The 15319-nt window shown below is 28.0% G+C and carries 12 protein-coding genes; all 12 read right to left on the bottom strand.

Annotated elements, in window-relative coordinates; genetic code table 11:
* Positions 1–1027: replication initiation protein (locus ACRC03_RS16565; RefSeq protein WP_438653706.1), on the bottom strand; the 1027-nt coding region annotated here is incomplete at its 3' end.
* 455 nt (positions 1028–1482) lie between these two features.
* Complete coding sequence (locus ACRC03_RS16560; RefSeq protein WP_438653705.1) at positions 1483–2235, bottom strand: AlbA family DNA-binding domain-containing protein; 753 nt, start codon at positions 2233–2235, stop codon at positions 1483–1485.
* Positions 2236–2261: 26 nt separating this feature from the next.
* Positions 2262–3437: a protein kinase domain-containing protein gene (locus ACRC03_RS16555; protein WP_438653704.1), complete on the bottom strand. Its 1176-nt coding sequence runs from the start codon at positions 3435–3437 to the stop codon at positions 2262–2264.
* Between the two features lie 265 nt (positions 3438–3702).
* The gene (locus ACRC03_RS16550) at positions 3703–4599 is read right to left on the bottom strand and encodes an Abi family protein (protein ID WP_438653703.1); all 897 of its coding nucleotides are present in this window, start codon (positions 4597–4599) and stop codon (positions 3703–3705) included.
* Positions 4600–4903: 304 nt separating this feature from the next.
* Positions 4904–5698, bottom strand: a complete 795-nt coding sequence (locus ACRC03_RS16545; protein ID WP_438653702.1) for an SMODS domain-containing nucleotidyltransferase — start codon at positions 5696–5698, stop codon at positions 4904–4906.
* A gap of 18 nt (positions 5699–5716) precedes the next feature.
* Entirely contained in the window at positions 5717–6469 is a 753-nt protein-coding gene (locus ACRC03_RS16540; RefSeq protein ID WP_438653701.1) for a hypothetical protein, read from the bottom strand.
* Between the two features lie 10 nt (positions 6470–6479).
* Positions 6480–7724, bottom strand: a complete 1245-nt coding sequence (locus ACRC03_RS16535; protein WP_438653700.1) for a restriction endonuclease subunit S — start codon at positions 7722–7724, stop codon at positions 6480–6482.
* 13 nt (positions 7725–7737) lie between these two features.
* Entirely contained in the window at positions 7738–9282 is a 1545-nt protein-coding gene (locus ACRC03_RS16530) for a type I restriction-modification system subunit M (protein ID WP_438653699.1), read from the bottom strand.
* Complete coding sequence (locus ACRC03_RS16525) at positions 9273–9881, bottom strand: restriction endonuclease subunit S (RefSeq protein WP_438653698.1); 609 nt, start codon at positions 9879–9881, stop codon at positions 9273–9275. Before ACRC03_RS16525 ends, ACRC03_RS16530 begins: the two co-directional genes overlap by 10 nt.
* Positions 9882–9976: 95 nt before the next feature.
* Positions 9977–12745 (bottom strand): type I restriction endonuclease subunit R, encoded by a 2769-nt coding sequence (locus ACRC03_RS16520; protein ID WP_438653697.1) that lies wholly within the window; start codon positions 12743–12745, stop codon positions 9977–9979.
* Between the two features lie 160 nt (positions 12746–12905).
* The gene (locus tag ACRC03_RS16515; protein WP_438653696.1) at positions 12906–13541 is read right to left on the bottom strand and encodes a hypothetical protein; all 636 of its coding nucleotides are present in this window, start codon (positions 13539–13541) and stop codon (positions 12906–12908) included.
* Positions 13542–13727: 186 nt separating this feature from the next.
* On the bottom strand, positions 13728–14648 hold the full coding sequence (locus ACRC03_RS16510; RefSeq protein ID WP_438653695.1) for a hypothetical protein: 921 nt from the start codon (positions 14646–14648) through the stop codon (positions 13728–13730).
* Positions 14649–15319: the final 671 nt, after the last annotated feature.

Genomic DNA, 15319 nt, shown 5'->3' with positions numbered 1-15319 from the left:
CTTTAAAAAATTTATATGAACTAGCCTTTATATCATCAACATCATCTCTTTCTAAAGTTATCATAAGGGCATCATCAAATGCTTTTTCCATATATTTATTTCTAAAGTCTATATGTTTAAAATCCTTTTTAAACTTCATTAAAGTACCTTTAGTGAACATTTCCTCGTTGATTATATGAAAATCGCTCACAGGTGCCTTTAAATCATTTTTGTCGATATTTAAAGTAGTGTCGTCAAATTTATCTATTGATATATTTTCTTCAATTATTTCTATAATTTCATCTTTTTCTTTTTTATCAAAATATTTTCTAGGTTCATAATCTATAACAGAAAATACTATTTCATCTACTTTACGACCTTTTCTAATCTCTTGTTTTATATCAATTTTCATATTTCCTTTTTCATTTATTTCTTTTAATGCTCTTTTAAACACATTTTGTTTGAAATGCTTATATTCAGGATAAAAATCAGGTTTCATTTTCAAATAGTTTCTTATTTCTTCTAGAGTATATTTAACTTCAACCTCTTTATTTTGCCTACTCCATAATCTCACTAATGTATAAAGTCTTTGAGTGTATGCTCCTTTAAATGTAAATAATAAAGCCATATTTAAAGCTGTGTAGCCTCTACCTTGCATAGATATAAAATCAGTTATATGGTTATACAATGTTTCGTGCATTGTTATTTCATACTCATTAGTAATATGATTAAAGTCATATGTGTTAATAAGTCCACTACCAAATGTTTTTAAATGACCATTTGAATCTATATAATCAAACTCTAATATACTTTGTTGGAATAAATTTAACATAATTTTTATATTTTCCTCAGTGCAATCATTCCTATGTTTTATAAATTCTTTAAATTCTTCTTGTTTTATTACTGCATGATAAATAGGTTTATTACTAGATTGTTTCTGTGCATTGTATAATATTTTATGAAAAAGTTTATTCTCAATACTTGTAAAATCATATTTACTTTTTATTAAATTGTTTGGTTGTAGTAAAATCTCTTTTTTACTTTTCATTGATTTATCACCTTAATTTCTAATTAATATAGTTATTAAAGAATATCATAAACATATATTAAAGGTAAGTCATTTAATTTTTATACTTACCTTATAGAGTATCAAAATGCTTACCTTTGAGTATCAAAATACTTACCTTTGGGTATCAAAATACTTACCTTTGAGTATCAAAACACTTACCTTTAGGTCGTGAATACTAGTAATATCAATGAATGTAGCATGTCTAAATACTTTAAATACTTTAAATACTATTTAAATACTAGTAAAGACTAGTAAAGGTCTTTTTTCTGCTCTAAACTATTCTATTTTTATCCACATAATCTACAATTCATATAAATTTTTTAAAACCTACTTTTATCAAAATGTCTTAGTTAGAAAAGATCGTTTAAAAGTAATATTTAGATATTTCCTAACTTATGTATTTAAGTAATTTTTTAAGTTCCCATCTGACGGTTTTAACTGTCTATATATCTTATCGTAAACTTGACAAAAACATCCAAGTTCTGCACCCCCGGGGGTTTTTGAGGGAAATTTATTTCCCTCTTGCTATATGCATAGAATTCAGGCTTATTTCTTTCATAATATTCTTCTTCATCTATAATACAAATTTTAAATTCAGGGTTATATATATTGTAATATGTACTATCTTCTTCTTTCCATTCTTCTTTATATTGAAGTTTATTTTCTATTTGTTGTAATGGTGGTCTATTTAGTAAAAATCTCTTTTTCCATAGATATTCAATATGATTTATATCAGCACTTCTATTTTTAGGAGTATTAGTATCACCTATCCTTGTATATATATGGTTTGCTTTTATACTCTGAAAGTTATCTACTAAGTAATATGGTGTATCCGTTGTATTTTTTATAATCAAAATATCTATCTCTTTATTTTGTACTTCTAACGTTTTCATTTCAATTGTTGGTCTAATTCCACTAACGAATTTCTTATCTTTTAAAAAATCTATCATCTGTTGCTGATTCTTTCTATTCTCATCTTGCGTTATTCCTACTATATTAAATGTTTCATCTTCTACCCCAAATATAATATATCCATCTCTATCTGCCCTATTGTTAGACATACATATAATATCATGTAATAAATCACCTTTATCTTTATGATGCATTTGTTTAAAGTCCCAATAGTCACCTTCTCTTTTTGATATTATTAAATTCATAATCTCTCTTTCAAATTTTTCTATGTACACGCTGTCACCTCTATGTAAATTTAGTATTAATTTCTAGCCTTTAATAATTTATTAAATTCCAATTCTAATTCTTCAATATCTTTATATCGTTCTGAGAATTTATCTGATATACCCCTTGCAATAAAGTTTTTATACTCTGTTGTATAATATTTTTCAAGTGTTGATTTTCCTGTCATTACAAAATATATTAATTGTGTAAGTGCATAAGTTTCATGTTCTTTCTTAAAATTGTTAAAGCCTTCAATTCTTAATGATTTATAATCATTTAACGATCCTTTTATCTCAGTACCCTTTCTAGTTAAATCACTCCCTTCAGTCTTAACTAGTCCAAAATCAGATACTTTTAATACAACTACATCATCATATCTTTTAACTAGAACATTTTTTGTACTGACATCTCTATGTAGAACTCCCTTTGAATGAATATATTTAAATGCTTTTAGTATCTGGCGTACAAGATTAATTCTATCTTTAGTTTTAAGTTTAGTATTATTTTTATAGATATATTCTTCAATTGTTTCATCCATATACTCCATTGTATATTCATATTTTTCTTCATTAAAATTATATACTTCTACAACATATGGAGAATTTAACTTTGCCATTTCGTCAAACTCACGTTTAAATCGTTCTAATTCATCAGGTCTTAAATTATTTAATGCTCTTTTAATCACAAAAGTTTTATTGTAATGTGTATCTTTATATTTAAATACCTTTGCATATGAACCTTCTCCAATAGGCTTTATCTTGTGTTTTATCTCTTTGTCTTTTATTTCTACATACGATTCTGACTTAACTTTAAATATTGAATCATAATCAACTATACTTACTCTTTCAAAGTCTTCAGGAATAGTGCTCCCACCACTCTCACATAAAAAATTTTTACACTTAAGAATGATTTTTTCATAGTCGGTATCTATTTTTATTTCTATATTAAATTTTTTAGTAATTTGTTCAAACTTTTCAATATCTTCTATCAATGCGATTAACTCTCTACTTTCATGAGCTGTATAATGACCATAACTTAATCTATAATTTAAATACTGAAGTAAGCTATTTAACTGTTTGTGAAATATAGCTAATATTTTTTGTAATTTTTCATTAGGTTCATCGCTATAAAATCCAACATATTCTTTTCCATCTTCAACATCATACTTTCTTAATGTATTTTCTAACCATGTATTTAAATTTTTATTACTCAATTTATTTCCACCCCATTTTAATATACAATGTCATTTTCAATTTAGCGTGAATTATTATTTTTCTTTACTTGAATAAATCTATTTTTTATTAATTATTTTTAATATTTTTTTTAAAATATAGTTTACAATATGCAATAAATTGCATATAATAATAGTGACAGGACTCACTACGCATAGGGCTAATTTATTAGTACTGCGAAATAAGTGTGAGGCGTTAAATGATTTGAATATAATGCAATTTATATACTAAAAGACTAGATTTTATCTAGTCTTTTTTACTTTCCAATATTTCTTCCCAATCCTCTGTGAATCCCATACTCTCTAAATCTTTAAATCCATATTTATCAAATAACCCATTTAAGTCGTTCATGAATTCGTCCCAGATTTCAGTGTCATTTACTAATAATTTTAAAACTATCAAAGCTGCAAATAAACTATTGCTAAATACTTTTTCCTCATACATTGGAGGTAGCTTTATACTATTTACAAGCCTCTTATTAAATAATCTTTCATAATGTGCACACATATTTCTAACATCAGTCAAAGCCTTTATCCAGTTACGAACATCGTATGCACTTCTAACTATCTTAGGGTCTTTATAATTAGCTTTAATCACTTCTTTACGATCTGTATTCTTCATATTCCCATATAGCCTAGATAAATCATTAAAGGAAAATATTTCAACAGTAACCCATATAGGTAATTTACCTTCATACTTTTCCTTGTGATGCATTATAAATTCCTTATCTTCATATGAGTCTATCTTGTCATTTAATCTGTCTATGAATCTATTATGATACGCTTCACTTCTTTGATCAAATTTACTAACATCTAAGTGCCCTTCTTCTCCAAAATTATGAGCTATATAATATGCTACATATGTCCTAAAACTAACCTCTACTTCTTCTGTTAAGTTCATAACTAACCTTCTAAGACTTTCATCAAACTTATAAAGCTTATATAACTCATCAAAGGTAGTACCTTCCTTAAACTCTTCCTTACCCTCTACATAGAAGTATTTAAAATAACCACTTAATCTATAATAATTAACTCTAGCTAATATTCTTTTAGTTTCTTCTCTATCAGCTATTAAGAGCTTTCTTTCTTCTAAAATATCTACTTGCTCATCAAATGTTTTAGCTTTTTTTAATTCTGGCTCCAATACTTTTCCTCCCCCTTATTAATATTTTGGTATCACTTTCCATAGATAAATATTAACTAATTTCGATATGATTAGTCAAGCTTTTATTTTTAGCTATTTACTCAAATAGCAATATAGTTGTTCTTGTCTTTATTTTGTGTTTTCATTAAATTATATATATATTTTTTTAAAGTATTGGTAGTACTATTGTTCATCTTTGAAGGTTTTATTATTATTGATTTTTTAATAAAATAATTTTTTTATAGTTTTTAATATATAAATCATTATAAAATAAAAAGCACCCTATCTCTAGGGCACTTTTGTATTATATATTTGGTAATAAAGTTTTAAGCTCTGATTCTGCGTTTGCTTCATATCCTCTTTGTTCATAATCTCTTATCTGTGAAACTTTATTCTTGAAAGAATTAACTTTATTTGCATCCGTATAACTTAGTCCAAATGTCTGTAATGAAGCTACAGCTGTATAAAAATAATCTCTTAAATTATTATCAAACCAATAACCTTGGTCTATAATATGTTGCTCAAGCTCATAGCTACTGTATACATGTCCATTTCTAGTGTTCCAGTATTTTAATAACCTTACTAATGGCTTTATAAGTGATTTTTCACTTGTATTTTTACCTGTCAACTTAGAATTAAATCCATTTGGATCTGTTGGCATCCAGTCTGCATATGATGACCTTGGTGCAGGTATATTATACTGCTTTGACCAGTACAGTGATGAGCTATATGCTGGCACTAACTCAAATTTTATATGATTTAGCTCAAGTACAATAGTTGGAGAATCTCTGTATATCTCTGATGTACTATATTTGGCTTTAGCAAAGTCTTTCAACTTTCTAAAGAAAGTCTCTGGCTTATATCCAAATCCATTATTGAAAACAACCATATAGTCTATATCTGAGCTTTCATCCGCCTTTCTTGGTAAGATAGTCCCTCTTGTATATGATCCAAAACAAAATTGCTCTTCTATTTCAGCTCCAAAGTATGCACGTAATCTAGTTTGTAATGTATTTATAGACCTTGTTATACCTTCCTTTTCACTATCTCTTATTATTAAATTTGATGATAATATTGTTAAATATCCATTTATACTCATTGTCTTCCCCCTCATGATTTATTTTATATTATAAGTATTTTTCATCTTACTCCATTCTTGCTCTAATCTAGCATCCTCACTATTAAATATCTTTGAATCTAAGTCTATTTTCCAATTTAAAATATTACACTCATATCTTATAATAACATTGAGTAGTCTAGCTTGTTCACTCTCTATACTATCATTTAAATTTCTTGAAAATAAGTCTTTTAATTCCTTAAATATATCTTCTAGCTCCCTGTTATATCTATCTAAATTTATATACTTAACTAAAAATTCTTGTGATAAAAATAGCTGTAATACAGGTATAGATATCATATTATTTAAGAAACCAAATACCGCAAATAAAGCTATAACTATACCAACAACAAGATTTTTAATTTTTTCTTTTTCTTTCATTTTTGTAGATATTTCTAATGACCAAAAACAATTTTGAAAAACATTTGTTGCTACTTTATACATACCATTTGGTATTTCATCATTACTATAGTATCCCTTTGATTTATCATGATTATATTTAGTTCCAAACGAGTTATCAAATAAATCACTTCTTCTCTTTTTCTCTGCATTGCTCCTATAATAATCTGATTGCACCCCTAAATATATTAATACTATTAATGATGCAATAGTAAAAATACTATTAGCATTAGAGATATTAAATAGTGGTATTATAGCCGATCCTATTACAGATACCCAAAATACCCTGCACCTATTTTTTTCTGTTTTTTGTAGCTTTGCAAAAAAGTCATTTTGTGGTGTATATTCTGCCATACGCCCCCTCCTATATAAACATTTGTTGTAATAATCCCTTTTTGTATTCAGTTAAATACTCTAACTTATCTTGCTCTTTAGATAACTTACATTCTAAACTATCTAAGAATTTAACTATTTTATTTTGCTCATCTATATCTGGTACGGCTATATCCATATTAAAGAACTCTGCATCCTTTATACTAACCCTATCATGTCTTGCACCTTGGTCACTATTTAGATATATAAATCTATACCATGCACTACTTTTAAAATAATAAGCTAAAAACTTTCCATCTATTTCTTCATTATTAACCCTAAAACATAAGTATAAAGGTGAGACAACTCCAGCATCCTGCAATTCATACCTATTTATTGGTCCATAAGGTGATTCGCTAGATTTTCTTGGATTATATACAAAATTTCCAGGTTCAATTACATAATATCCATCTATATTACTTTGATTAGCTATATCCTTATCAAAAAAGTCTCTTTGAGATATTAAACCATTTTTAGATGAGTTTGATATAACATTTGTTATAGTAAAATCTTTATTTTTAGTTGTTATCTTTTCAGTAAGCTTTATAAGCTTCTTATTATTCCATTTTGGATAAGCTTCATCATTATCATCTTTAAATCTTAGTTCTTGGCTGAATATCTTTTGAAACATACCATTTTTATAATCTCTAATAGCCTCTACCTTCTCTCTTTGAAGATATATTTTATCATCAATTAAAGAAAAAAGCTTAGCTAGTTTTTCTTGTTCTTCTTCTGAAGGAGCTAAGAAGCTATATTCAGATAAATTTGATTTTGATATTCCTAATACCTTAGCTCCATTCCCTCTAGTATACATAAACTCTAAATATTTTCTACTTAAGCTATGGTTTAAGAAAAATTCACTATTTAATTCTTCATTCGGCCTAAAGCACAATGTATGGAGTCCTGAAAGTATGTTTCCTTCTACACTCCTTACAACTGCAACCTTACCTAAATCTTTTCTATCTTCTGATGCATCTGCAAATATAATATCATTAGTTTTTATTAGTTCATAATTTTCATCATTCGGTATATCTATACTTGGTATGAATTTTTTTGTGCTTATTATACCGTTATAATTCATGTGTATATCACCATAGTGAATATGCTTAAAATTCCCTTCTCCTTCTATATTTCTTGAAAAGGAATAAGTTTTTCTAAATTCACCTAATTTTCCTAAGGTTTTAGTTTCCCAATCTCCGCTAAACTCCTTAAATCTAAGCTTCGGTGTCTTTTTCATATGGTCCACCTCCCTATAATCCAAGTTCTTTTAAATAAACTGCTAACTCACTATCAATATCCGCTATTTCTTTATCAATGCTCTCTATTCTCTTAGAAACTGCTTCTATATCTATTGGCTTTTCTTCTTCAAAAGTATCTACATATCTTGGTATATTTAAGTTGTAATCATTCTCTACTATTTCTTTCATACTAGCTACATATGAGTATTTATCAATAGTCTTTCTATCTATATAAGCCTTAACTATATTTTCAACTTGATCATTAGTTAAATTATTTTGATTTTTACCTTTTTCATATTCATTAGATGCATCTATAAATAATATATTATCGCCATGCTCTCTACACTTTTTAAATACTAATATTACTGTTGGTATACTTGTACCATAGAATATATTAGCAGGAAGTCCTATAACCGCGTCTAATGCGTTTCTATCCTCTATTAAATACTTTCTTATTACTCCTTCACTTGCTCCTCTGAAAAGCACTCCATGAGGTAATACTACTGCCATTGTTCCATTGTCATCTAAATGATGAATCATATGTTGAATAAATGCAAAGTCTGCTTTTGATTTTGGAGCTAGTTTCCCATATGCACTAAATCTTTCATCATCTAAAAACTTAGCGTCTGCACTCCATTTAGCTGAGTATGGTGGATTAGCTACTATTGCTTCAAACTTCATTCCTTCATGCTCTGGATGTTCTAATGTGTCATTATTTCTTATATCAAAATTCTTATAGTTTACACCATGTAAAAGCATGTTCATACGAGCTAAGTTATATGTTGTTGATGTAAGCTCTTGCCCATAGAATTTTCTAACATCTGCTTCTTTTGATACTCCATATAAAAGAGATCCTGAACCACAAGTCGGGTCATATACATTTTTTAAATCTTTTTTACCTACTGTTACGATCTTTGCTAATATCTTTGAAACTGGTTGAGGTGTATAGAATTCTCCAGCCTTTTTACCAGCATTTGCAGCGAATTGAGATATTAAATACTCATATGCATCTCCTAATACATCTATCTCACTATCTTCATGATTAAAGTCTATTCCAGCTATATTTGACATTACTTTGGCTATTAATCTTGAACGACTTTTTACATCTCTTCCTAGCTTTGTAGATTTTAGGTCCATATCATCAAATAAATGGTCAAAATCATCTTGGCTATCAAACCCTATAGTAGACTCTGTTATATCATTTATTGCTCCTTCTAACATTTCTATATCAAACTTACTATCTTCTATAGCTTTAAGTAATGATCCGAATAAGTATTTAGGCTCTACAAAATACCCTAATTGCTCTAAAAACTCTTCTTTTAAACCTTCTCTATATTCTTCATCTTTCCAAGCATCTGAGTAGCTTATTTTGTCTTCTGATAATAAATCATATGCTTTTTTTTCTACCTTTTCACTAAGATATCTATAAAATATTAATCCAAGGATATAACTTTTAAATTCACTTGCTTCCATGTTACCTCTTAGATCATTTGCTATTGCCCATAGTTTTGAATGTAATTCTCTTTGTTGTTCTTGTTGTTTCTCGTTTATTTGCATGTTGATTCCTCCTTTAATTTGTTAATCATTAATTGTTTGTATAGATCTTTTTCTAAAATATTTTTTTCATGTGAAATTTTTTCTTTTCTTAATCTTAAAGCATATACTTTACCTATTTGCTTTTGAACATTTATATCTGGTAGCTCTATTTCCAACTCTCTTAGCATTTGAATTGATATAGCCATAATGCCCATTGAACCTTGGCTGGCTACTTGTAATTGTTTTTTTATATTTGGATGTTCATTGAAATACCAAACAAAATAATTTGAATCTATTTCATTTTTATCTAAGTACATATAAGCAAAGTTTGAAGGTATTATTTTTCCAACATGGCTCTTATCTATTACACATGCTTTATGTACAGTAAGACCTATTACTACCGCATTTTCTTTTGCTAATAATTCTTTATCAAAGCTTTCTTTACTTACTGATACAGTCTTTTTTTCAGCTTTTAATTCATAGCTACCTGTTTCTATGTTTAAGTCCTGTATTGTAAATAGGCTAATATCCTCTTGTAATTCATCTGGTTTTGCTGTGATTCTAGATATTATTAAACCATGATTTACTTTCCCTAGAGTTTCTAATTTTTCTAACCTCAAGTTTATACCTCCTTTTTGTTATTTATGTAAATAGCATAATGAAAAATAGCAGCAACTGTCAAGTAGTTTCTGCTATTTTTTTAAATATCAGTTTTTTAATTGTATTTTGCAGTGTGATTATACACAAATTTTTCTATAGCTTCTACTTTTCTTTTTCCAGCTATAAATTTTGTTTTTAATTTATCTTTAACCTCTGCGCTTATCTCTTCACGATTTATAATTCCGCAGTACTCATATTCTGCTACTGATTCACTTATAAAGTCTGAACTTAGGCCTATTTCTTCTGCAAAGTAGTTTATTTCTTGTACTCTTCTGTGTGCTTCAAATTTTGAATACTCAAAGTCTACATCTGAGTCTATATTAAGTGTTGGAACTACTCTTTCTAAGAATTCTTTTAATAAATCTACTTTAAGTCTTAAGTCCATGTTGTCAGCTCTATCTAGTTTTGCAAGTATATTTTTTATATCTCTATCTCTTTTTTCTTCACTTGAGAAATCTATATCTTTTATCAGCTCCATTATATAGCCAACGTTGATTTTATCACTATGCATAAGCTCTATACCAAAGTCAATATCTAGTAGGACCGATACCTTATCGCCTTGCTCTTTTTTTACCATTTCATAAATAGTAAAATATTTACTCTTGAAATCCTGGTATTCTTGGTGGCTTATTCCTAGCTCCTCTTTTTCAAATTCAAAGTCTACGAAGGTTTCTAGTTTTACCAATATCTTAGATAATTCTCTAAATACTAATATAAACTTCTTTTTATCATCTTCACTTTGAAGGCTATCTACATCATTTGGTGTAGGTACTAAAGCTCTTAATTTCTTAAGCTCTGTATGCCATCTATCCAAGTAATACTCATAGTTTTCCATAAGTACCACGTCTGTAGTTTCTGTTTGTGAGAATAGCTTTAATGCATCATCTGTATTCTTTTTTAAATGCCTATAGCAAACTATATTACCATATGGCTTCGTAACTTTTTCAACTCTATTAGTCCTTGAATACGCTTGTACTAAGTCATGGTATTTTAGGTTTTTATCTACATAAAGTGTATTTAAGGTTTTACTATCGAATCCCGTTAAAAACATATTTACAACTAATAATATATCTATTTTTGCACTCTTTACCTTTTTTGATACATCAGCGAAATAACCTGAGAATGTGTCTGTAGAGTAATTAGACTCAAACATTTCATTATAATCAGATATCATTCTCTCTAGTGAATCTCTTGAATGTTCATCTCTTCCTTCACTTTCTTCATTAGCTCCATAGCTAAATATACCCGCTATCTTTAAGTCATGATCTAGTGATTTAAACTTATCATAATACTTTACAAGCATTGGAATACTTTGAACTGTGAATATTGCTGTATACTCTTTATTACGAGTTTTAGCATGATGATTTTTAATTATATGATTTGCTACTAAATCAATTCTTTCATCACTCATAATAACTTCTTCTGTATCTATTGCAGCTACTTTTGTATCATCATTTTCATCAAAATCACCTTTGAATGTTCTTATATATTCAACTGAAAATCCAAGTACATTTCCATCATTTATAGCATCTTTAATTAAATATGTGTGTAGGCACTTTTCAAATAAATCTGCTGTAACTCTACCTTCTTGACTTCTATTCTCAAAGAATCGTGGAGTCCCTGTAAATCCAAAATACTGAGCATTATTAAAGTGTTTATTTATAGCTTTATGCATATCTCCAAATTGTGATCTATGGCACTCGTCTATTATAAATACAACTCTATCATCTTTGTATTCTTCCATTATTTTAGTGTATTGCTCTGATTTTATAGCATTTGCCATCTTTTGGATAGTTGTTACTATTAATGGTTTACTTATATCTTTAATTTGATTAACCAATGTTGATGTTTTATCAGTAATATCAACGCTATCTGGCTCAAATTTATTAAACTCTGATAATGTTTGAGAGTCTAGGTCTTTTCTATCAACTAAGAAAAATACCTTTTTAATATTTGAATCTCCAGATAATATTTGACTTGCTTTAAAAGATGTTAATGTCTTCCCTGAGCCTGTAGTATGCCATATATAGCCATTATTACTAGTTTCAAAAGCTCTGTTAACAAGCGCTTCTACAGCATATATTTGATATGGTCTCATAACCATAAGTGTTTTATCAGTTTCATTAGTTATCATATATCTAGCTATAACTTTTGATATAAAACATTTATCTAAAAAAGTCTCCGCAAAATCTTTTAGATTGCTTATTCTTTTATTGTTTTCATCACTCCAGAAGAATGTATGGCTAAATAATATATCTTTATCACTATTTGCAAAGTATTTAGTGTCTACACCATTACTTACTACAAATATTTGAAGATACTTATATAAACCTTTATTTATACTTTCTTTTTTATATCTTTTTATCTGGTTAAATGCTTCTTTAAAATCCAATCCCCTACGTTTTAACTCTATTTGAACCATTGGAAGACCATTTATAAGCAATGTCACATCATAACGGTTTACTCTTCTTCCAACTACTGTAGTTTGTGTAGTTACTTGAAATCTATTTTTACACCAGTTTTGAGTATCAAATAGCTCTATATATACTTTATTTCCATCTTCTCTTTCAAGTATGATTTTATCATCTCTTAGAAATTTAGCACTTTGAAAAACAGACTTACCCTCAACATCTCTTAAAATACGTTCAAACTCTTTATCTGTAAAAGGATCTCCATTTAATTTTGCTTTATTGTGAAGGTATAGCTCATTTCTAAAGTTATTTTTCAACTCTTCTTCATCATTTATTCTAACCTTATTAAAACCTTGGCTCTCTAGCTGTTTGACTAGGTTAGATTCTAATTCAGCCTCTCTTTGATAACTCATAGTCCCCTCCAATATTTCTATAAAAAAAATTATTCTATCCATTGAGTTATTAAAGCTGTATAATTTATATATGCAAAATTTAAGCCACTAAGGGGCTAAATACTTTAATAACCTTTTTTGTTGATAAACTACTTTAATTACTGCTATTAATTAAGGTGGTTTATTTTATTTCCTCATAAAATTTGATGTATTGATTTAAAATATAGTTTAGTAATTCTTGCTGAGTTACTCCGCTATCTTTTAGATCATCTGCTATTCTTTCAAATCCTTTTTGAACTTCTACATCTAGTTTTAATGTTTTGGCTCTATAGTCTCTTTTTGCTTGCTTAAAGTTGTAAATATCTTTTACAATATCTTCTTTTTTCTCGATATTACTATCTGTAATATCTTTGTAATATTCATTTGAACCATCTAATATTGCCTTTATTCTATCTACATTATCCACTAAATACATCAGGCTATTTTTTTGGTTATTTGATATCTCTAAGTTTGTTGTAATATTCTGTATTACTGGAATATTACTAACTTCTTCCGGGGTAGTTTTTGTATTACTTTCTGTAATATTACTGTAATATTTCTTTTGTTCCCCTGCTTGTATGTCGGTATTTTCAAGGACATACTGTTTTTTACTCTGGCTAAATTTGTATCCCAGCTTACTAAAGTTCTTACTTATAGTCTTTCGAGATATCTCTACTTCTTCTGAAAAAGCGGTTAATGTTTTTCCTTCTTTTAGTACTTTATTTACTATCTCAACTTGTTCTAATATATCTAATTTTTTAAATTCTTCTTTGTTCATTTTCTCACCTCCCATAAATATTACTACTTGTAATATTATATATTACTTTTATACATTTCTGTGTTTTTTAATATAAAAATAGGAGCAAATGCTCCTATCTATTTAATTGATGCTATATTAACATTATTCAGTAAAACTTTCTTATAGATTAAGTTTTATTAATTTAAGTATAAGGCTCTTTTATTATTATAAATCTTCCTTAGCTTTTCTACCTAAATATACAAACTCCATTAAAGAATGGAATATTGCTACTTCTTCTGAATCATCTTGAATATTAATCTCCTTAAAATTATTATAGTGATTAATAGCTTCTTCAAAAGTTTTATACATTTTTCCTGATTCATTAATTGAGGTTTTGGAATGTTTAATTTTATCATACAATAAATCATATATATTATTATATTTTTGGAAATCTAAACTCACCTGATATAGTCCTGGCTTTACTTCAACGCCACCAGTTTGAATATATTTTTTAATTTCACTTTCAGTTGGATACGATATAGCTTTTATTTGTTCACTATTATCCTCTAACCATTTATACGCTCTCTCTTTGTTAAATGTTTTAATTATAGATAAGCATAACTTGTTCACGACTTGAATATTATTCTTATCTTTTTTAAACAAATAGCTCCATGTCTTATATCTAATAATTGGTGGTAAAATTGAAAACTCATGTAATACTTTTGGTGAATAATATATACTTATTTGAGAATCCCCAAAATATCTAATAAATATTAATGCATACAAATCCAAAATAGCATCTTCAATACCTTCTACTTCTCCATCTGAAAAATCTTCGGTATGTTGAGTATGAGTTCCTGCACTTCCAATAGGATTTATTTTATTTACAACTTCAATTAATCTATTACTTAGTTCCTCTCCTAATGCTTCCATTCTGCTATTTATCGCAGCATTATTTGAATCTCTTCTTACTTGTCCTAACATTATTTTTGTGTCACTACCAATATTTAAAATTTTTCTAACCATAACTTCGGCATGCTTTCTAAGTCCAGATACTTTTCCCATATTAGATATCTTTATATATTGTGTATCATGTAGCAAGTTCCCTATCAGACTTGCATACTCATTGTCATTGAAACTAGTCATAACTCTCCTCCTATATAAATTCAAATTTATCTATTATTATATCATTCATTAATTATCTATATCTTAATATGTATATGTATAGGATAAGAGTTGAAGAAGGAGCAAAAACCGCTCCTACATCAACTCTTTTTTATTTATATGCTCGGGTCAAAAACTATAGGGTCTAGTCTGACCTCACAGATTGCAGCAAAGAACGCTGCAAACTGTGATGCCAGACTAAAAACATCCTACTACTCCTGATATTTAAGCTTCTTGTCATTCATATATTTTTATTTTTTACCTATATTACTTTTTGTAATACGATTATATTACTACTTGTAATATCCTATATTACTTTTATATTACTCTACCTGTATGTATTGATATAACTAAGTTTTAATGTTTCTATTAGGGAGTTTGGCTATCGCCACCGCGCTTTTCGTTCCTATCTTTTGAGCAAAGAGCGCTCAAAAGGATATCCACTACAATCGCTAACTCAAAACCATCTTTTAATCAAAAGTTCCATGTGCATTGAGAACTTATAGTTTTCTAGTTAGTTGGTAGTTAAAGATAGGCCTATCGGCCATGCCCCTCTGACTAATCCTCAACGCACAAACACTGCTCACTGCATAACATACTACGCAAACATCATATTACATATCATGCCTGCTTCGTATCTTATTTGCTCGCTG

It is taken from the genome of Romboutsia sp. (genome assembly GCF_051659545.1).
Taxonomy (GTDB): domain Bacteria; phylum Bacillota; class Clostridia; order Peptostreptococcales; family Peptostreptococcaceae; genus JBOFOR01.
Note: the sequence above shows the minus strand (reverse complement) of the source record. Positions and strands in the feature narration are given on the sequence as shown.